The sequence below is a fragment of the Mycobacterium leprae TN genome, assembly GCF_000195855.1.
Taxonomy (GTDB): Bacteria; Actinomycetota; Actinomycetes; order Mycobacteriales; family Mycobacteriaceae; genus Mycobacterium; species Mycobacterium leprae.
Map to the genome: position 1 here is coordinate 2,161,798 of NC_002677.1, position 20,379 is coordinate 2,182,176.

13 protein-coding genes and 6 pseudogenes are annotated in these 20,379 nt (G+C 56.8%); 9 read left to right on the top strand and 10 right to left on the bottom strand.

Annotated features, from left to right (window positions below; translation table 11 throughout):
• Positions 1–540 precede the first annotated feature (540 nt).
• Together ML_RS17475 and ML_RS09125 are read right to left on the bottom strand one after the other, a co-directional pair.
• Positions 541–666, bottom strand: coding sequence for a hypothetical protein (locus ML_RS17475; RefSeq protein WP_269147011.1), 126 nt, complete (start codon positions 664–666; stop codon positions 541–543).
• Between the two features lie 91 nt (positions 667–757).
• On the bottom strand, positions 758–1,090 hold the full coding sequence (locus tag ML_RS09125; protein WP_041322971.1) for a hypothetical protein: 333 nt from the start codon (positions 1,088–1,090) through the stop codon (positions 758–760).
• 207 nt (positions 1,091–1,297) lie between these two features.
• On the opposite strand from ML_RS09125, the pseudogene ML_RS16255 reads away from it, so the two are divergent.
• The 3 genes and pseudogenes from ML_RS16255 to ML_RS09140 form a co-directional block, all read left to right on the top strand.
• Positions 1,298–1,598: pseudogene (locus ML_RS16255) on the top strand (cytochrome P450); the annotation flags it as partial.
• 727 nt (positions 1,599–2,325) lie between these two features.
• Positions 2,326–2,706, top strand: a pseudogene (locus ML_RS16260) (YidH family protein).
• A complete protein-coding gene (locus tag ML_RS09140) occupies positions 2,703–2,888 on the top strand; it encodes a hypothetical protein (protein ID WP_041322973.1) in 186 nt (61 codons plus the stop codon). Before ML_RS16260 ends, ML_RS09140 begins: the two are co-directional and overlap by 4 nt.
• 283 nt (positions 2,889–3,171) lie before the next feature.
• Here the strand turns inward: ML_RS09140 and ML_RS09145 are convergent.
• From ML_RS09145 to ML_RS09155, 3 genes and pseudogenes are all read right to left on the bottom strand, one after another.
• A pseudogene (locus tag ML_RS09145) lies at positions 3,172–3,375 on the bottom strand (transposase); the annotation flags it as partial.
• A gap of 447 nt (positions 3,376–3,822) precedes the next feature.
• A complete protein-coding gene (locus ML_RS09150; protein ID WP_197492534.1) occupies positions 3,823–4,200 on the bottom strand; it encodes an NYN domain-containing protein in 378 nt (125 codons plus the stop codon).
• 408 nt (positions 4,201–4,608) lie between these two features.
• A complete protein-coding gene (locus tag ML_RS09155) occupies positions 4,609–4,794 on the bottom strand; it encodes a hypothetical protein (protein ID WP_041322978.1) in 186 nt (61 codons plus the stop codon).
• 119 nt (positions 4,795–4,913) lie between these two features.
• Between ML_RS09155 and ML_RS19285 the strand changes: the two are divergent.
• The 3 genes and pseudogenes from ML_RS19285 (at position 4,914) to ML_RS09175 (ending at position 8,044) form a co-directional block, all read left to right on the top strand.
• Positions 4,914–6,542 (top strand): annotated as a pseudogene (locus ML_RS19285) (Na+/H+ antiporter).
• Between the two features lie 59 nt (positions 6,543–6,601).
• Positions 6,602–7,779 (top strand): annotated as a pseudogene (locus ML_RS14050) (AAA family ATPase).
• A gap of 73 nt (positions 7,780–7,852) precedes the next feature.
• Positions 7,853–8,044, top strand: a complete 192-nt coding sequence (locus ML_RS09175) for a hypothetical protein (protein ID WP_041322984.1) — start codon at positions 7,853–7,855, stop codon at positions 8,042–8,044.
• A 634-nt stretch (positions 8,045–8,678) separates the two neighbouring features.
• Here ML_RS09175 and ML_RS09180 read toward each other — a convergent pair.
• Positions 8,679–8,999: a hypothetical protein gene (locus tag ML_RS09180; RefSeq protein WP_145985196.1), complete on the bottom strand. Its 321-nt coding sequence runs from the start codon at positions 8,997–8,999 to the stop codon at positions 8,679–8,681.
• Positions 9,000–9,714: 715 nt separating this feature from the next.
• Between ML_RS09180 and ML_RS09185 the strand changes: the two genes are divergently transcribed.
• The gene (locus tag ML_RS09185) at positions 9,715–10,923 is read left to right on the top strand and encodes a MalY/PatB family protein (protein WP_010908538.1); all 1,209 of its coding nucleotides are present in this window, start codon (positions 9,715–9,717) and stop codon (positions 10,921–10,923) included.
• A 1,124-nt stretch (positions 10,924–12,047) separates the two neighbouring features.
• Here ML_RS09185 and ML_RS09190 read toward each other — a convergent pair.
• Positions 12,048–12,351 (bottom strand): annotated as a pseudogene (locus ML_RS09190) (MerR family transcriptional regulator).
• Between the two features lie 148 nt (positions 12,352–12,499).
• Here ML_RS09190 and hsp18 point away from each other — a divergent pair.
• Together hsp18 and ML_RS09200 are read left to right on the top strand one after the other, a co-directional pair.
• Positions 12,500–12,946, top strand: a complete 447-nt coding sequence (gene hsp18 / locus ML_RS09195; protein WP_010908539.1) for a molecular chaperone Hsp18 — start codon at positions 12,500–12,502, stop codon at positions 12,944–12,946.
• Positions 12,947–13,504: 558 nt separating this feature from the next.
• Positions 13,505–13,918, top strand: coding sequence for a hypothetical protein (locus tag ML_RS09200; protein WP_010908540.1), 414 nt, complete (start codon positions 13,505–13,507; stop codon positions 13,916–13,918).
• A 1,203-nt stretch (positions 13,919–15,121) separates the two neighbouring features.
• Here ML_RS09200 and meaB read toward each other — a convergent pair.
• From meaB to mutA, 3 genes are read right to left on the bottom strand one after another with little or no spacing between them, the layout of a single operon-like run.
• Entirely contained in the window at positions 15,122–16,105 is a 984-nt protein-coding gene (gene meaB / locus ML_RS09205; RefSeq protein WP_010908541.1) for a methylmalonyl Co-A mutase-associated GTPase MeaB, read from the bottom strand.
• Positions 16,106–18,382, bottom strand: a complete 2,277-nt coding sequence (gene scpA, locus ML_RS09210) for a methylmalonyl-CoA mutase (RefSeq protein WP_010908542.1) — start codon at positions 18,380–18,382, stop codon at positions 16,106–16,108. It abuts the gene before it with no gap.
• 5 nt (positions 18,383–18,387) lie between these two features.
• Complete coding sequence (gene mutA, locus ML_RS09215) at positions 18,388–20,298, bottom strand: methylmalonyl-CoA mutase small subunit (RefSeq protein WP_010908543.1); 1,911 nt, start codon at positions 20,296–20,298, stop codon at positions 18,388–18,390.
• Positions 20,299–20,379: the final 81 nt, after the last annotated feature.

A 20,379-nucleotide genomic window follows, 5' to 3' on the forward strand; every position in this document is an offset into this window, starting at 1 on the left:
CCCGATTGAGCGTCTTAGCCAGCATAGTTGGTGTCGAATCAGTGCAACCCCCAAAGCAACCCGCAAACACGCGGGCCCCACCCTTGCTGGTGATCTCACGCACGATCCCCACCCCCACCCAACCCAAACGAACGGTTAACGATCGATCACATCAACTCACAACACTGCAACACACCGCCACCCTTTACTCCACCCCCACAACAGAACATGCACACAAAGTACAATTCAACAATCTTGCAGCAAGTGAAGCTAAAATCAGGTCGCATCAGTATCGAATGGCGTCTGGTGATGGTCGCGGTCCTGTTGTTTAGCCGCAGCCGACTAACTTTTTGAGTCACTCAAGGCGTACACCCTAGTCAGGGAGTTCCTAGGCTACGGCCGGTGTAGTCATCAAGGATTGAGACACCAGCGCCGAAACAGCCTTCTGCCGGGTGCGGGCCACCCAGGTCACTGACAAAGCTAAATCGATCAAGCTGACCACAACAAACACCTACACCAGAAAGCCGTACGAACTTTAATAGCCGAAGGCAAGTCGCGGGTTCATGAATCTGCGACCTGACCGTCGGTGGTGACGTTGTAGTTACCATCAGCGAAACCGGCGACCAACACCAACAACATAGCGATGGCGGCAGTGAGCGAAATCCGGGCGAGCCGCCTGCTCTTCATCCACGCAGTATGTCTATCACGACAGAAACGGCGCCAACGAAACAGCGCAAAGCCCAGGATCCGGCGAACACCGGCACCAGAACCCAATCTCCTAGCCGTTGTATACAGGAGGCATTCGACGCCAACGAAACACAACCACACCCTGGTAGCCCGACGGGCACCACACCAGACAGCGACCCCAGACGTCGAAGGCCAAGTTATCGCCCGACAATCTGACATGCACCGCCGAACGTCCTACCTCGGCGGCGTACAGCGCGGGCAAAACAGCCAGCTGCTGCACCCAAGTCCTCTGAATCGTTGAAGTGAAACTCTGATTGACTAACAACTCAGCGCCAAACTGCGCCTCATGATGAGCAAGGTCAAAAAAATTGTCTCGTAGCTGATCAACGGCCCGATCACGAACGTAGTCGGCGAGGTAATTCATAGCACAACCAGACGCAACGGCACCAGGCCGAACTAGGTTCAGCCACTATCACACTGGCACGGGAAAAGCGAAGACAGGTACTACACCGACGGCCAGCCGAGGATTTGCCCTCGACAGGCTGTCGAGCATGTGCCCATTTCACCAGAACGCTGCCCGGATTCCCTGGAGGCCAGGTGAAGAGGACGCTAAGAGCCATCAGCAAGAGACGGCACCAAGATGGCGACCGGCGATCAGGTTCCACTGTGGTACAATTCTGCCAACTACGACGAGTCAAAGTTTGTTAATCCATCGACTTTGGACGTCGAACGCAATCCCAATCCGCATGTCGGTTTATGTGGCCGAAGTACCCAATTCTGTCTGGGCGCTAACATAACTCGGAGCGAGATCAGAGTCGTGTTCGACGAAATTAACCGATATAGTCGCGACAGGAACACCCTCACGCCTTTTGTCGCAATTCATCCACGGCATCAAAAGTCTGAGGGTCGCCTGGACTCCCCCCTTAGCATGATATCAGCGTTGGCACTTACTCCAGTTTTCCACGGAAACATGCTTATTGGCAACGTAATCGGTTCTGTCGAGGAGACCTGACGGTGTGCTCTGCGTTGTCCGATAGCTGGTAGGTCGGCAGCTAGCAGGAAACGAATTCTTAGCGTTGAAGCTAACTTCCGCCTCTTCTCATTCTCAACGTATAGCGTACCCAGGACTTGCGGTAAGCCCTGGGGCATACTGGCCAAGACCAGAAGCTGCGCAAATGGAGTCGTGAAAGATGGTAAGTAATGCATGCCTAGGTGATCGTCGTGGGCTCCAAGCTCACCTGTCTGATACTGGCCGTTAAACTGAGCCTGGCCGGCGTGCGACAGCTGATGCTGGAACGCCCATCCCAATTCCGGCCCACTCTGTGGTCCGGCGGCACTGTCGGACAGGTCGTGCAACTGCTGTAATATCGAGGGCTGCTGAAACGGTTCAGCACGGTCAGTACCGAACCGGCTGTACGACTCTTTTCGGCAAGGTAGATCTAAACCTCATGATGCACCGTCATCGGCCTGCTTCAAGCCGCAAACGGCCAACCCCCCTACTGGACTCAGTGCATAGCTGAAGCAAGGACTTATCTGGTGCCAGCCCGTGACCGGCTAAATACAACGTGGCCGACCATGTCATTGAGTAGACTTTGTCGACGACAAACAACCCAGTCCCCGATGAGCCCTGCAAAGTACCTCTTGGCCGATAACACCACCATGCCAACCGGTGAACAACACACCAACGACGAAGCAGAGATCGAACCCGACTATCGGTTCACCCTGGCTAACGAGCGGACTTTCTTGTCCTGGCAACGCACTTCGCCAGGGCTGCTGGCTGCTGCAGTAGCCCTGGCTCAGCTCGTTCCGGAGCTGACCTGTTCCCGGCGCGTGCCGTTTGCTTAGCATGAGGGTTACAGTTCCTGACCACCCTCCACCAGCGGAATGAGACTGCTGCGCTGGCGGCAACCTGAGCATTCCATGCACCGCGGCCTGTGTAATTGCCCCGTCACCTCACCCCCGGCTACCTAGCGCTAAGCCCTCAAACTGGTCTGGATAATCGCGCTAGTTCTGGTAATCGCCAAGGCTGTCATGAATTGAGCCAGACGACGTCAGTCGGTCAGCCAGATCCCGGACTACAGTCGGAGCGAACCGCCCGGACCTCTTTTGCGTTGCTGGGCAACGGCGCGATGATGATAGGCAAGAACCTGCACGGCACTGACGAACTCACCAAACAATTCCCGCCGGGTTGGCGATCGTCGCAACATCATGCTGCCACGTGATTGCTACATAACGCCAATGAACATTGGGACAACGCCCAATCCCGCGTACATCACTCCGCTCTGTCACGTGCACGTCGTCGGTATATCGGTTGCTGGCACTCATGGCCGTGAACACGCTTGCCGTATTGCACTAACGCCCGTCGACATCAACGCTGGGAACGATGTTGCGCAGTTCGTCAGACAGCCTCCGGATTTCGTACCGAAACTCACCGATGTGAGTATACATTAACAATCCGTTATTCCTATAATAGGATTAATTTGTTTCCGATACACATTGGATTATCCACGAAGTCAGCAACATCACCGTGGCAAAAACCCACTCCGGCACGGTCAGCTGTCCCAACGTCGACCGCATGAACAAAGCGACGAAATAATCGTCACCGAACAGCGCAGCACCATACTCAGCCAGCAGCCGATAAATACTGACCTCGGGTAGCTTATCACCCAACAACAACACGTCATCAAATGATCCCTCATCGATTTTTATATCCTAAATCCACCCAACGATCCTGAAGGAATAGCCGAGTCGAAAACACTCAGGCAAAAAGAAAATCGCGTAACTAAATCAGCAGCGTCCTCGTGAATACCACTACCTCATGGGTTGTACCCCCAGTTGGGTCAAGCACCGTGACGCTAATAATGAGTAACCAAACTCGAAAACACATTCGAAACAATGGATTTAAGTACCAAGGATACGAACGGTGTTCGGGGACACCACTTGGCGGTAACAGACACCCGACGTTTCTAGTGATCCAGCTGCACCTCACTCGAGCCGTTTTGACCAGCCACACTTTCGGCACGATCGCCTGGCGGGCTATACAAGCTTTTACGGAACCCGATAACACACGCGCTATCAGATCCCGATGTTCACCGCATAAGACGGAGCTGAATCTTCTTCTGGCACAGAATCTTCTGTTGAACACGCAAAGTTGTCCTAGTCGATCGAGTCGATATGTTTACGAAAGCGTGCAGCCGGGTAGGCTAATGCACCCACCTCCTGAACCCGATCGGTCAACGCGCTATCCGATGTCACGACACAAATTCCTTGAGGTTCAGGATCGGCTTGCACCAGCCGGACGATCTCGTCGTCGGCTGAGTCAGGGAATGCCTTGGGTGCGTGTGCTATCACGATCACCGATGAACGAATGGAGGGCGACGGCGGCCGCTCAAACACCACTGTCACGTGGTTCCTTTCGGTTGACGCCCAGCGCTCGAGCTTACCTACCAGACGAACCATTGCGCCACGGCGGTCCTTCCACCAACAATCCGGGCGAGTCCCGATCACGTTCATCGCATCGACTATCCAGCGCACACGTCTGACAGTACAGGTTATGGCTTGGTGCGTAACCGTCGGCAACATAATAAAAATTTTTCCCAATTGTCGGCCACCCGCGGCTAAGCCAACACCAGAAATATGGCAGCAATGACGATGGAGCTCTCGGCCTCGACCTCGAGTTATTTTCCTAGCTTGCCTACTTGGAACCAGTTGCGAAGGAAAAGGGACAAAGCCATGCAGCGCGAGCCCGATGGCGATGCTGTTGAAGATCGCCGTGGTGCGCCCACCTTCAGCGCCGTGAATGGCCGCACCTCAGTACCAGGAGCTTCCATCAAGCCAGAAGTTGATCAGATACATTCGTGATCGGTTGCTGCACGACACTAGCATCGCCAATCTTGGCGTTCGCCGTCCACCGTTACGGAGTGGTGTGATTCGAGCCCAGCGTCACTTTACTTTCAGTGTGTCGCCAACTGTCAGCGTCATGTCTCGAGAGATGTTGCTCTGGTTAAAAAAGTCGTACATGGGGACGTCGATGGTTTTGGTTGCCAGCGGGCTCTCAGTGGATCTCAGGTAACCCAACACCACTGTGAACCGAACATGGCGAACATCACCAAAACCCTTGTCTTCCATGAGAATAAACCCTCTAATTCAGTTTTGGAGCATAGCCCGTTGCACGGGATGTAAGCGCGCTAAATCACCACCATCTGCTGCTACGATTGCTGGATACCAACACACCGCTAACCAGACGTATGAAATCGATTAAACTGTACAGCAGATGGGCTAGTTTTTGGCTTGTCATTGTCGTCGAGTTGGTCTCCACCGTCATCGTGGGAACGGTCTTGGAACAGCGCTATCGCGTGAATCCCCCCAATCTTGCGTATTGTCCTGCTGGGTCTGATCCCTGCCGTCTGGTGATGTTCGGATCAACGAGGAGATGGTGCTTCCACTATTTTTGCCGGTTATACCCCATATTGGGGAAAGCATGAACATGAACTTTTCGCTAGATCCACGCGAACCTAAGCGTCATCATGTTTCTCAGTGTCGCCCTAGTAATTGCCACCGCAGTAATGATGTCGTGGACAGCACGAGCGCTCGGTATGGCGTCGGACACAATGGCGGTGCTGTACGCTGTGCTCTCCCCCACCACCGCCTTAGCCGGTCTGGCCAAGCAATTGCCACGCCTTAACCTCACCGTGCTGCGCGCCGCAGAGTACCCTCCCCGAGGGAGCCCACTGGTCGTGTTCATCGTGACTGTAAAAGTCACGATTGGCGGAGCCGCTATCGGACCCGTTGATTCGGTCGCCCAATTTATTGGCTCCCCTACCTCGGCAGTATCTCCGCCAAGCTACTGGTCGGCGGATTGGTACCCCTGCTACGTCAACGGAATCGACGCCCCAGTAGCGGAAAAAGCTCCTTGAGCGCGCTGACACCGTTAGCAACGTTACTTGATAATCCAATCAATCCACTGCAGCAGTGTGGTCGCGGTCATGGTGTCGGCGCTAGTGCTTGTTCGTCTATTCGGAACCGGTCGTGATCCGGGCTCGTTCCCAGCCGCAGGCTTATGCATTCTGGAGACATGGCGACATTTCTGATGAACGGCCCGTTGTGGGTGTTTATTGGAATCCATATCTCGGGAACGCTGCGCAGAATACCCAACGTCGACGGGTGGGTTACACCACACCACGTTTATTGCCCTTGCCATCACCGGCGTCATCATCGTGTCCCAAATTTTCTGAGGACCGCTCACCACCGCGCTGATTAGTGTCATCGACCGAAGCGAGGTGCAGCTCACCCGTCGAGTCAACTGGCGTCAGCACATCGTTAACGCCGAGGCAGGATTCCACGGTACAGCGTCACTAGCCGCTGCGTTAACCGTCCCGTTGACCACGCTCAGCAGCACACCATTCCCAGACCGCAGCCTGATCATTTATGTCGTGACGGCGATCATTCTTATTACCACGCTACTCCAAGGGAGTACGCTACCCGTCGTCATCCGCTGGGCCCGGATGCCCGAAAACGTAGCTCACGCTGAGAAATTGCCATTGGCCCGCAGTGTTGGCGCTCAAACCGCTCTCGATGTGTTACCGGCGGTTACCAGCGAACGCGGGTTCGGTTCGAAACTACTGAGCTGCCTACAAAAGTAAGACGAAGAACACGCCGCAGTGGTCAACGCCAACGCCGACGATTCGGCGACAAACGATCTGGTTAAACGAAATGATCTGGTGCGGCGGGTACATCTTGGCATGATCCAGCACCAACACTGGGTCGTTACTGACCTTCGACACCAGAACCTCATCAACGACATCGTACTACGCGAGTTGCAGGCCGAACTAGATCTAGCGGAGGCACAACTTTTCGACGCTGCCGATACCGACTAAGCGCACCACCCACAGTCAGTCGACACGCGTCGACAGTCCCAAACCGTACAGTCGGCTACATGTCACAAACGATAGTGATTCGCGGATGCCGTGCCGCGCGAGGTAGTCCCCCCGTTGGGTCAGCTGTCGATCGTCACCGGCGCCAACGGTGCAGTAAAGTCGTCTCTGTACCGCACTCTGCGGCTATTAGCAGAGTACGACCGAGGCGAAATGATCGGCTCAGTCGCTCATGAGGGCGGACTGTAACCTGTGCTGTGGGCCAGGACCGAGGATGTGGGAGCTGCCCGAAGCACTGGGAAAGCGAAGGGCACGGTACATACCAAACCCGTAACACTTGACTACACTTCCGCAGCAAATGATTTCGTTTATCTAGTAAAACTAGGCATCCCACCATCAGTCGGGCATAACTCGACCTTCGCCCGCGATCCAGAAATCAAATGGGCAGCGGTGTTTACTGGCCCGATCCGGCGGACCAGCACCATGCTCGTGCGTCGGACCCGAAACTATGCCGAGGTCAGCGCAGACGTAGGCCGCACTTTCAACGAGTTGTGCCGGTCCTTGCCGTTTAACCGCAATGTGCTCGCAGCAGTATGCCCCTACCCGCAAGCACTTTTCCGAACTGGCAACCGTGCGCGAGCGGCTACCCGTATGGCGGTTCTAAGAAGACTTCGGCATGAATGCGACAGCACCCGCGCGGCCCCCACAGGGGGATACACGTACCCCGGTGCTTGCCGACGACAACAGTGACTTGGCCGCCGCGATTCGACGATCATCAAGTCAGGATTCGATGAGCGGAGACTCGCCGTCGCGGACACATTCGATGCGTGCCACGGTCTCGGTTGTCATCCACGACGGGCTGTTCGACCTTCAGTTGCAACAGCACGAGATGCTGCGAGCTGCCGAGTTATACGACGGCACATTACGGTTCCTGCTGTGGACCGCCGCACTGTTTAGTGCTCTAGCGTTATCGCTAATATAACTCAACGAATCAAAAATCTAACTGCAACCAAACTTGGCTCGTCCGCTTGCATCGCTGACCCGGACCGTGGCCACACGGACTCAGGTTGTGATGGTCACCCACTCCCTTGCACCGCTGGAGTTCTTCGACACCGTAACCGTAGTGGCGGCCTGCCCATTCGGTACCGACGCTGCCGACCGAGCAGTCGAGATCGGACCGTACAAGGAGTGGGGTGATACCCGTATCAGCGGCCAGGACCTGCTGACAACACTGCGATAGGACTGGAGCAAACGCTGAAGAACACAGAATTGTCCTGATAGGCACTTTTACCCACCAACCAACGTTCTGAAGTATGTTGGTTATCATAATGGGTCAGCTGCCCATACTGCGGGAACGCAAGAAAGCCGACACCAGGCGTGTATTCAACGCTACCGCGTTGGATCCGACGCCGCAACGCGGGCTGGCCAACGTTACGCAAGACGATATCGCCATCCCGGCGGGAGTATCGAGGAGCAACTGGCGCTACCCATTGATATCATCATAACTAATGCCAAGGATTACCTTCCGCTGACCAACCTCACAGTGTTCCAAAACGTGCTTCTCGACCCCGCAACGGCGCGCACCACGGTAACAGCAACCACGCCTGAGGTCTTGGCCACTGGTCTGGGAAAATGACCACCTTCACGCCGCACCCTGGACGATCCCGAGATCATCGCGTTGGCACAGTGCCTTGCCCACAACAATAGAATCCTGGCACCGTCAAACACCATATATTATGCTGAAACAGGTTAACGTGAAACATTTTCCAAAAATTGGTTAACACCACTCTGGTATTGGGACCTACACGACAACCTCGCGCCGCCAACCACGTATGGCAGAGATATATAAGAAGCAAAGTCGGTCGAAGCTGCTACTGAATGATACTGACCGCCGATCACTACCTCCAGTACTTGGCCCAGATCGTTCGTCTGACTAGCAGAAGTGAGGAGATTGGCTTCAAACACTCGGGAATCAACCCAACGACGCGGTACTGGTGCATCAAAGCCAGCCATCGGACTAGCCTATGCAAGGCCCCAGGACAAACTGTCCTGTACCGAGTCCCTACTCGACGCGTTCAACGCGTAACAACTATGTCAAGGATCGTTGAGTCGATCACTTAGCTCTCATAGGGTCCCGGGTCAACAAATTGGTGACATACAGCCTGAACCGAGTAGCTTGCTGCAAGCAGCATCAGAACCGCGGTGCCGTGCACGGTGCAAGGTGGTGACTTCGTCGAGGTGCAGGATGAGGTAGTGAATATGCATCGGATAGCCGGGTGGGTGGCGGTGCAAAAAAGCTCGGTGAGCCCAGGGCCTTACGATGCCGCCCACGATCACCTGGTAGCCGCCGGTGACGTAGATGGCAGCAGCACGTACCAGCGCGGTGAGCACCACGATGTTCTGCCGGTGTGCCTTGCAGTACGTACGGCGGTACAGCCACCACAATAGACGAAGCGCCAAAAGACGTCCGCGTATAAGTGTAAATGTACGGCAGGCATGTAGTGCTGCACGAAAGTGGTTGCGACAGTGGTCTTGCCCGCTCCTGGCGCCCTGATGGGCACAATAAACCTGCCAGGCTCGGCCGAAAGATCGTGTTGTGCCGAGGTCATGGCCAGGCTGCTTCCCTCGATACTTTCCCGCCCCGGCTCCGACGCCAGTGCTGGTCAAAAAAACCGTCTGAACTTTTCAAAGGGTGGTACCGCCCGCCCTTGGCCCAGTACACCTTACCGGCCGGGAAAGGAGGAGGTCAAAATCCGGATTTCGCCGACAGCACAAGTCGAAACCACCCTGTCAGTACGACAGGAGTCTATACGCTCGCATGTCGAAGCGCAACGTGAACAAAGCAACTCCTAGATAACCTAAATCTTTTTCTCACGTAAGCTAAGTCAGATCAAAAAGAAAGATCAACCACGCTGGCTCAGTCACAAGCTGACCACCTGGATCAGCGATCGCTGTATCCGGCACAGTGTCGGTTGGCCCGGCCGTGCGCTTTGCACGGCGCTGCCGACAACACAGCGGACCCCCGGCAACATCTGTTGACCAAATCACTTGGTCACTGAGATCGTATCGACGTCATTGTCCAAATCATCACTGCAATCGAGGTCAGTGGACCGCAGACAGGGAGTCTAACGCCGGCCGGGACAACAATGGTTGCCGATTCGTCTAATCTGCCTGAGTGACTTCTAATCCGCTCGAACAACTAACGATAGAACAACTGCAATGCCGCACCAGTATGAAGTGGCGCGCACATCCCGAAGACGTGTTGCCATTGTGGGTCGCGGAAATGGATGTGCTGCTAGCGCCGACGGTGGCCGAAGCCGTCCATCGTGCTGTCGACAACGGTGATACCGGTTATCCTTACGGAACCACGTTCGCCGAGGCGATAAGTGAATTCGCTTCGCAGCGTTGGCAATGGCACGACCTAGACGTCAGCCGCACAGCAATCGTTCCCGACGTCATGCTTGGTGTCGTTGAGATGCTACGCCTGATCACTGATCGGGGTGACGGCGTCATAGTCAGCCCGCCAGTATACCCCCCGTTCTACGCCTTCGTGACACACGATGGCCGTCGGGTGCTCGAAGCACCGCTCGGCCGCGACGGCCGGCTTGACTTGGCCGCGTTGCAGGACGCGTTTTCGCGTGCCCGACGTTCGAGCGGACCCAACGGAAAAGTCGCATACCTGTTATGTAATCCGCACAATCCGACCGGATCGGTGCACACCGTCGCCGAATTGCACGGGGTTGCCGAACTCGCCCGTCGGTTCGGTGTTCGGGTGATATCAGACGAAATTCACGCTCCGCTCGTCTTGTCCGGTGCGCGATTCACCCCATATCTGAGTATCCCCGGAGCAGAAAACGCGTTCGCCCTGATGTCAGCCACCAAGGGGTGGAACCTGTGCGGGTTGAAAGCGGCCATTGCCATCGCCGGTCGTGAAGCGGCCGCCGACCTTCGCCGGATACCAAAAGAGGTCAGCCACGGCCCCAGCCATCTGGGCATCATCGCGCATACCGCAGCCTTCCGCACCGGCAGCAGCTGGCTCGACGCGTTGTTGCAAGGTCTGGAAGCGAACCGCGCGTTGCTCAGAGATCTGGTCACCAAGCATTTACCCGGAGTGAGATATCAACGACCGCAGGGCACGTATCTGACTTGGCTGGATTGCCGACACCTCGGTTTCGACGAGCAGATCAACGAAGGGCTTGCGGCAATCTCCGATCTATCCGGACCAGCCCGCTGGTTCCTCGACCACTCGCGTGTGGCCCTCACTTCCGGCCACGCCTTCGGAACAGGCGGAGTCGGACACGTACGCGTGAACTTCGCGACCTCCCAAGCAATCCTCATCGAGGCCCTATCGCGAATGGGTCGAGCACTCGTCAATTTCCGATAATCGTCCGGTAGCGCGCTGCAAACCACGGCATCAGTGTTACGCAGCCTCGGCTAGCATGCGTGGTAAAATCACAGTACGAACGGCTTCGACCCTTTGAAGCTGACCAAATCTCGTTAGCATACCGACCCGGGTCAGAACCGGTTTGATCGTCGCAGAGAAGGTGATCTGCAGCCCATTTCAGTACAGCGTCCCGGTGAGAAGTACCCTCAGGCAGGGAGCTCGCCGTGGGCGGGTCTGGACGACACCATCTATATCTATCCCTGGCACATCTCAGACGGCATCGTGGCAAGTCGATTCCGCACCTAAATCCACCGACGTTAGCTGAATGTGCCCAACGAGTTACCAGCGACAAATGTTCGAAGTGGTGCCCCGAGCGCCTGGCCTAGCAGGAATCGCGGTGGCTATATCACTACGGCGATGCCGTTGCTTTCCCGGGTCTGGTTGGCTACCCGGAGCTAGGCGAGTTCCCGAACGCTTTAGAATGCCTACGTAATGATATGCGTAGCTCGAACAGCCCTGCCGCAAGTCCTTATGGGCCTATCCACGACCAGAACATCAAGTTACCAAGCCATAGATTAGCTGCGTGAAAACCGCCAACTCAACCTCAGCCTAAGCGATCACCGCCGCATTCTGGCGACGATGTCATTCGACTAAACAACAAGCACACCATCGATCGACTCGTAGCAACGCTGACTCCATAGCGCACAGCGGTAAAGGACTTCCAGCACCCACAACCGGATACAGGTGCCCTCACCAACGGAATTGCAACTTGATACCGTCTGTCTTCCTCGTGACGCGTTCTTCAAACCGACCGAAATACCCCCCGCATTAAAAGCCGACGGCCGCATCGCGGCAGAACAGACCACCCCCGTATCCACGGGGCATACCCATCAATGGTCGTCCCAGGCGAGCGGGTCAACAACGCCGTGATCGACCACCTGCGGTCAGGCGCAGAGGCGCGCATAGCCCTGCCGGATCCCGCCGATCCCAATGCGTAACAATTCCGTGTAGTTTTTTAAACAGAACCGCAAAGTGCCGCGTACTAAGGTTCACGGCGGCGGCCGGTCGTATGTGGGCTTAGATCCCGTAGCCTCCATAGCGTTACACAACCTACTGTTGGTATATCACAAATCGGTATTAGTTTGCGATAGCGCTGCGTTGTTGTCTTCAAGGTTAAGCATACGAGCAATACCAGCCAGATTGATACCGGCGTCTACCAGCGGACTGATGCGCTGCAACCGGGCCAAATCGTCGGCACTATAGCGCGCCGGGCTCCGCTGTCACTTCGAGCCGGCCTGAATAGCCCGCAGCGTTCATAGAGCCGCAGCGACGGCACCGGGAACGCCGGAAAGTTCGGCCGCTACCGATGATGTCGTATACGCTGCGTTGCAGTGCCGACGTACCCGTGCCGGCACTACAATCGGTCATGAGCAATCTCCTCAGCTGTTCAGACAGAAAACTTGTCTATCACAACTTGCATCAATATATCGACCAGTGCTATATCAAATCTATGTAGTCAGGAACAGCTATATAGTTATAGTTTGTCACAACAGATTGGAGTGCGAGGTGACCACACATGCTGATGCGTACTGACCCGTTCCGTGAACTGGACCGCTTCGCCGAGCAAGTGTTAGGTACGTCTGCCCGCCCAGCAGTAATGCCCATGGACGCTTGGCGTGAGGGCGAAGAATTCGTCGTCGAGTTCGACCTTCCTGGCATCAAAGCCGATTCACTGGACATTGACATCGAACGCAACGTAGTCACCGTGCGGGCCGAGCGCCCAGGCGTCGACCCCGATCGGGAAATGCTTGCTGCCGAGCGGCCACGCGGTGTGTTCAATCGTCAGCTGGTTCTCGGCGAAAACCTCGACACCGAACGGATCTTGGCTTCCTACCAAGAAGGTGTCCTGAAGTTGTCGATACCAGTAGCCGAAAGGGCTAAACCGCGCAAGATCTCCGTTGATCGTGGCAACAACGGACACCAGACCATAAACAAAACCGCACACGAAATCATAGATGCCTAATCGACTGTTGTTTGCGCAACAAGCTAAGCACGAAGCTAAGCACGCCGCTGCGGTCAAAAGCCCGTCTTAGCCATGGATCTTTAAAGTATCCGAACATTTCGGTTGCTGGCCGCAGATGTGCGAGAATCACCACGACAACAACTAGGCATTTAAGTGAATCGGCAATGCGATGCCATTTGACGACAGCGTCATAATTGGTGATACGGGCGGCTCCCCAGCTAGATACTTCGGGAGCTGTCCCTGGCTTCGACGGGTAGTGTAGTACTGTTTGTCCTGATGCTGCTATCGGCCGGGTATCTGGTGGGGATACGTGTACACCCCTCTTATAGCGGTGTGCTGATGGGTATAGCCTCAGTCATCCACAGCGACGTGGACACGAGGAGGCAAGTTTGACGATGAATTGGAAGTTCAACGGCCAGTCGACCGAGGTCGAACAGGCCCTGCCGAGCTGCTCACCACAACAAATAGAACAAATAGGGTGGTTCTGCTTCTATTGCACCGACCAACAGTAGGAATGGTCTGAACAGGTGCAACGGATACACAGGTACAAGCCCGGCAATGTCGTCCCTAACTACCGACCTGATGCTCACCCACAGGCACCTCAACGACCGCGGTCAAGTAGCGGCCACCATTGACGAAATCCTGAACACACATAAGTTATTCAGCACCCGTCACCGGATTATCGACACCAGCGAAAATGTGGACAACGTCATCGTAATTGCTGATCAGCTGTTCGACGACCGAGGAGCAACGATCGGAACGTATGATTTCTACATCGATGTTTCGGCCCTACCGGAACAAGTGCACGAGGGCATCGTCATAGCGAGACTAGCCAAGAGCACCCAAAACCGAGCGGGAATCGAGCAGACCAAGAGCATGTTGATGCTGATCGATGGTATAACCTACGACACCCCGTTCAACCTGCTCAAATACGCTGTCCCAGGAAACCAACATCAAGCTGCGGCTGGCTAGCCAAAAAGATCTGGGAAGGTTTCCGCGGCGCCGGACCCGGTTTCAGTGCCCAAGCAAGGCTCGACCAACTACTGTTGACAGGGCATCTTCAAGTCCTTCTTGGAGACAACCTGACCGTACTCCAAGAAGCATGACGAGCGCGCACCACAACACGTTCACAGCGGAACAGATGTCCACCGATCAGACGTACCCGTAACCGGGTACGGCCTGCAAACTCCGCGTTATTTGGGTTACAGGTACAGAATTGCTAGTGGCAAAGAGCAGCCGGGCTGCACTTCTCACCACCACCGTGACTCAGGGCGTCAGAACCAGAGCAGAGGTCGCAGTGGATCGTGCCGGGTGACTGGCAGGCCACACCGAACAGCGTAGCGGCAGATTGGCATGGTTGTCACAGTCGACATAGCGAACAACTACATAGCAGTCTCCGTATCCCACCCCAGTTGAGTCACCGTGCTTCCTGTAGTACGGATTGCCGCGAGTACTTCGAACTGGGTTGTCCACATATGATCAGTGACTCGAGCGCAATCTTGCCCCAAGTGAAGCGGGACAATGCACAGTTCCAACCCGCAACACCCATCATCTCGTGAAAGACGTTGTTTTTCAAGTCTTTTCAACGAAATAACTCACTCAATGAGATCACCCGCTAGCCAGCACCATAACAGTTACGCCGTGCACGTATGTGCATCCCCAGCCAGTCTTCCTTGGTGGTGCTGCGCAAACCCGACCAGCCGGCGTGTTGTTTAACCACCTCACGAACGGTCAGCGCTAACTTGCCATTGGCTCCGAACAGTTAGCCAATACTCGTCAACCGGCGCGTCATACTCGATCAATCCCCCAGCCGACGAGCCGGTGAATGACGTTAGCCGCCAACCTTTTGGTCGCAGAGAACACCATCCGGACAGTATCAGCCGCTCGTAAGCACCTGGCCGCGCCGATCCACGCACCCGGTCCGACATGTCGACGATCAGTTGAACATGGCCAGTGCTCCTCCGCCGAATCAACGCCCGGGGAACAGGGTCACAAAACTACGAACGACGCAAGCAAAGTTTGAGTCCGCCGCTCCGAACAAACGATGACCAGCGTTAAAGGCGTCGTGAGGACGGGTACACACGGCGATCGACTTGAGCTTACACCTTCACACTTCGTGAATTTACGATGATTGCACATCAGTCATGAGCAAACGATAATTAACTTACCTTTCCATTAGCAGGATGCTGCCTGCAGGATTTGCTGGGCCGCCATCGCGGGAGTCAGCTCCCCTGCTCGCACCTGACACTCCAGCTCAGCACGAATCTCACGCACCGCGGGGTTGGACAGCACCCGGTCTAGCACCGCGTCACGGACCATCTGCCAAGCCCACTCGACTTGCTGGGCCAGTCGACGGTTCTCAAACTCGCCGGAGGCAGTAAGCACTTGACGATGACATTCGACCGCTTCCCACATCTGGGTCAGACCGGTCCCCTCAGTCGCACTAATCGTGAAAACTTTTGGTCTCCAAATTTTTTCGTGTGTATAGATCAATCGGAGTGCCGATGACAGGTCCCGAGCAGCTAGCCGAGCATCGCGCAGATGCTCCCCATCGGCCTTGTTCACCACCACGATGTCGGCCAGCTCCAGCACGCCTTTTTTGATGCCCTGCAACTGATCGCCGGTACGCGCCAAGGCCAACAAAACGAAGGTGTCGACCATATTAGCCACCGCTACCTCAGACTGTCCGACGCCTACAGTTTCGATCAGAATTACATCAAAACCAGCCGCCTCCAACAGGACAACTGTTTCCCGAGTGGCCTTCGTCACCCCGCCCAACGTGCCCGATGTCGGCGATGGCCGGATATAGGCGTCCGGGTGTACCGCTAGCCGCGCCATCCGGGTCTTGTCGCCAAGGATGGATCCACCGGTACGGACCGATGATGGGTCGACGGCCAGCACCGCCACTCGATGACCCCGTTCGATCAGATGCATGCCAAGCGCCTCAATGGCGGTGGACTTTCCTACCCCGGGCACCCCGGTGATGCCCACCCGATGGGCGTTTCCAGCATCCGGTTGCAATGCCAGCAGCAGCTGCTGCGCCTGCTCACGATGGTCGGAGCGAGTGGACTCCACCAACGTTATAGCCCGCGGCAATGCCACGCGATCACCACTACGGACAGCAGCGACTAGTCTGTCCACGGTGCTGTCCCCCGCCATCTAGGTGAGAGTGTACCCCAGCCGGCCGGCGAGCTTATGCAGCAAGCCAATTGCGGCGTAGGCTATCACCGTCCCAGGAGGGAAGATGGCAGTAGCCCCGGCAGCATACAACTCATCAAAGTCATCAGGCGGGATCACGCCGCCCACCACAATCATGATGTCAGGCCGGCCCACGTCAGCAAGCGCGTCTCGGAGCGCCGGCACCAGCGTCAGGTGGCCAGCGGCCAGCGACGACACACCTATCACATGCACATCGTTGTCGGCAGCCTGGCGGGCGACCTCTTCGGGCGTGGAGAACAGCGATCCGACATCGACGTCAAACCCGAGGTCGGCGAATGCCGTCGCAACAACCTTCTGCCCGCGGTCGTGGCCGTCCTGGCCCATCTTGGCCACCAGAATCCTGGGTCGACGACCATCAGCCTCGGCGAATTTTTTGACTAGTTCTGTAGCGTTTGCGATATCGGTGGCCTTCCCAGCTTCTCCCACTTCCCGACGGTAGACCCCGGTGATGGTACGGATCTTCGCTTGGTGACGCCCATATACTCTCTCCAGCGCATCGGAGATCTCGCCGACAGTAGCTTGAACCCGGGCCGCGTTGATAGCAAGCGCCAACAAATTATCTCCGGCACGGCCGTGGGCCCCAGCGGCACCAGACAGCTCGGCCAGAGCCGCGTCGACCGCCAACTGATCCCGGTTTGCCCGCAGCTGCTGCAATTTGGCCACTTGTTCAGCACGCACCCGACTGTTCTCGACTTTGAGTACCTCAATCTCGTGATCCTGGTCGACTTGGTACTTGTTGACCCCGACCACCGGCTGACGCCCGGAGTCGATGCGGGCCTGGGTGCGCGCAGCAGCCTCCTCGATGCGCAGCTTGGGGATGCCGTCGCTGATAGCCGCAGCCATGCCGCCATGCTCGGCAACCTCGGCGATATGAGTACGAGCACGGGCAGCCAGTTGATGGGTCAGCCACTCCACATAGTAAGAGCCTCCCCACGGGTCAATCGGCCGCGTAGTGCCCGACTCCTGTTGCAATACAAGCTGAGTATTGCGGGCGATCCGGGCGGAAAAGTCCGTTGGCAGCGCCAACGCCTCGTCCAACGCGTTGGTGTGCAGCGACTGGGTATGGCCCTGTGTTGCGGCCATCGCCTCGATACAGGTGCGGGCTACGTTGTTGAACGGGTCCTGGGCGGTCAACGACCATCCAGAGGTTTGCGAATGGGTGCGCAGTGATAGGGATTTTGGGCTTTGGGGTCCAAATTTGGCGACCAGTTCACTCCATAACAGCCGGCCAGCACGCAGTTTGGCAACTTCCATGAAGAAGTTCATCCCGATGCCCCAAAAGAAGGACAACCGCGGCGCAAAAGTGTCAATGTCCAGCCCAGCGTCCAAGCCCGCCTTGATGTAGTCGACACCATCGGCCAAGGTATATGCCAGTTCCAAATCCGCTGTGGCGCCTGCTTCTTGTATATGGTAGCCAGAGATCGAGATGGAGTTGAACTTCGGCATCTTGGCGCTGGTGTAGGCGAATATATCGGATATGATCCGCATCGATGGCTCAGGTGGGTAGATGTAGGTGTTGCGGACCATGAACTCTTTGAGGATATCGTTTTGAATAGTGCCTGCCAGCTTCTCCGGAGGAACACCCTGTTCCTCAGCTGCTACCACATACAGCGCCAGGATCGGCAGCACAGCACCGTTCATCGTCATCGATACCGAAACCGCTGAGAGGTCTATGCCATCGAACAATTGTCGCATGTCGAGGATAGAATCGATTGCCACACCAGCCATTCCGACATCACCCTGGACACGAGGATGGTCGGAGTCGTACCCGCGGTGAGTAGCCAGGTCGAAGGCTACCGACAGGCCCTTCTGGCCGGCTGCCAGGTTCCGACGGTAAAATGCGTTGGAATCTGCGGCGGTGGAAAACCCAGCGTATTGACGGATTGTCCACGGCTGGTTGACATACATCGTCGGATAAGGTCCGCGCAGGTAAGGCGGCTCACCGGGGAAGCTATGCAACGGGTAGCCGCCGGCCTCGGCGGCGGCACGGTCGGCAGCGATGTAGACCGGTTTGACGTCGATACCTTCCGGCGTATGCCAGTGCAGTTGATCAACTGTGTACCCGTGTGCTGAAGCGGCTGAGAAAACATGCTTTTCGACCGCAGCTTCGGAGGGTGGCCACACGACACGATCGCTGCGCAGCGGGATATCGGCGAAACTGCCGACCACGAATGTAGTTTCTCTATCCTGCTGGCCGCCGACGTCACGCACAGTCATCGTGGCTATGCCCCCAATCGAGTGAGCAGATTTGAAAGAGCTTCGACCGCATTAATTTTCGCAGTTATATATTCATCTGGCCGACTCTTTGCGTTGTTGATATCACCCAGCGCTTTCTCAGGTCCCGCCAGGTAGACCCACGACACCCCGGCGCCTCGCGCCGCCTCCACCACATCTGCGGCCTCATCCCGATAGCGCAAGTCTGTGCCACAGATAACCACCACCATCGACGACCCGGCCATGAAACCAGCCTGCGCGACGGCTTGCACGACACCCGGTGCGTCCACTGATCCTAGGTTGATCGCCGCTATGCCGCCCGAAGCCAGCAGATTCGTCGCAAACGTCGCCCGAATGTTGTGCTCAGCCAGCGGGCCCAGCGGCAGCAACAGCACCTGCGGACGTGCACCGGTGCGGGCCAGATAAGCATCCGAACGATCCCGCAGCGCTTCGAAACCGGCAGCGTAGCGCAGCAGGTTTCCCGCAGCAGTCGCCACAACAGGCGAACCGCCGTGCAGCAGAGCAGGCTCAGCTAAGTTCGGATATTCGTTGACACCGGTTATCGCGGTACGGCGATGCGCGATGTCGTCGGTACGGCGTGCGGCTGTTTCGTGGATCTGGCCGGCAAGGTAGTCACCGGCATCGACAAATCCACCGTAGGTCTCGATAGCCTGAAAATGCTGCCAGGCCTGCTGAGCCAGTTGTTCGGTGAGGTTCTCGACGAACCAGGACCCTCCGGCCGGATCCAACACCCGGCCAACGTGTGACTCTTCCAACAGCAGCAGCTGGGTGTTACGGGCAATCCTACGCGCGAAGCTAGCCGCCATGCCAAGAAAGCCACCGGGAATCGCCACATCGAACGGGAACACCAACACGGTGTCGGCACCACCAACGCCTGCACCAAACGCGGCCAGCGTGCCGCGCAGCATGTTCACCCACGGGTCGCGCTGAGTCATCATCGGCAGCGACGTTTCCGCGTGCACAACTGCCGCGCCGCCTTCGGGGTCCCCCGCGACTTCTGCGATACGCGCCCACAGTTGACGCACGGCGCGTATTTTAGCGATGGTCAAAAACTGATCGTCGTCGGCAGCTAGCCGAAAACTGATTTGCCGTAGCGCCTCGCTGACCGGCATCTTGGATTCTGTGAGCACCCGAAGGTAGGTCACCGCAGCCGCAATCGCAGCGGCGAGCTCCCATGTCGCGCTGGCCCCCAAATTGTGGAAAGCAGGCCCGTCGACGGTGATCGCCCGCACGCCACGGTCGCCGGCGACCCGTGCTGCGACTGCAACCACCTGGTCGATCGACGGGGCAGGACGACCGCTCAGCGACGCAGTCAGCGGGTCGGCACCCAGATCGATCGATAGCATTGTGCGCCGACTCGAGTCCAGCCTGGCCAGCAGGGCCAACACCGCATCACAGGCTTCGACGTAGTCAGCGCCCGCGTCAAGAATCACCGGGACCAAGTCCACGTACACACCGAGAAGCAGGCTGTCCAGCTGCCCAGGCGCTACCCCGGACTGGCCCACCCGGATTCGCAGCGCGCTGACTCCCTCTGCTAGCGCAGCCAATATTGTAGCGTTGCTAGCCGTGCCCTCGTCGGCAGCCACCCCTGCGGTTGCCGGGTCGACCGGAAACACTTCGGTGACCTTCCAGCCGGAATGAACATCGCGTAACGCATCGCCACCGCGGCGGTAAGGCCACTCTCCTGGCAGCGACGATTCCGGCAACTCGTCGAACACGGTATACAGCGGCCGGATGGCGAACCCGTCGTAGGTCGCGGTGTCCAGTAGCCGCTCAGGCTGATCCCCAAACGTGGCAGGGTCTCTCCGCATGCTCCTCGAGAGCACACCAGCGACCGCACGTCGCCACCGCCCGCGAATCTGTTCCAGTTCGGCGAACTCGGGTACATCTACGAACACCGACTGCTCCTATTTCCCAGCAATTGGCGAGCCCTTGATGCAGGGCTTCGAGGATGCCATTCGACCAATTAAAGCTAATTG

Coding starts and splice junctions, on each gene's coding strand:
- ML_RS09175 (WP_041322984.1), top strand. CDS start 7,853: ATGTTGGTTATCATAATGGGTCAGCTGCCCATACTGCGGGAACGCAAG.
- hsp18 (WP_010908539.1), top strand. CDS start 12,500: ATGCTGATGCGTACTGACCCGTTCCGTGAACTGGACCGCTTCGCCGAG.
- meaB (WP_010908541.1), bottom strand. CDS start 16,105: ATGGCGGGGGACAGCACCGTGGACAGACTAGTCGCTGCTGTCCGTAGT.
- ML_RS09125 (WP_041322971.1), bottom strand. CDS start 1,090: ATGAATTACCTCGCCGACTACGTTCGTGATCGGGCCGTTGATCAGCTA.
- scpA (WP_010908542.1), bottom strand. CDS start 18,382: ATGACTGTGCGTGACGTCGGCGGCCAGCAGGATAGAGAAACTACATTC.
- ML_RS17475 (WP_269147011.1), bottom strand. CDS start 666: ATGAAGAGCAGGCGGCTCGCCCGGATTTCGCTCACTGCCGCCATCGCT.
- ML_RS09200 (WP_010908540.1), top strand. CDS start 13,505: ATGTCGTCCCTAACTACCGACCTGATGCTCACCCACAGGCACCTCAAC.
- ML_RS09155 (WP_041322978.1), bottom strand. CDS start 4,794: ATGGAAGACAAGGGTTTTGGTGATGTTCGCCATGTTCGGTTCACAGTG.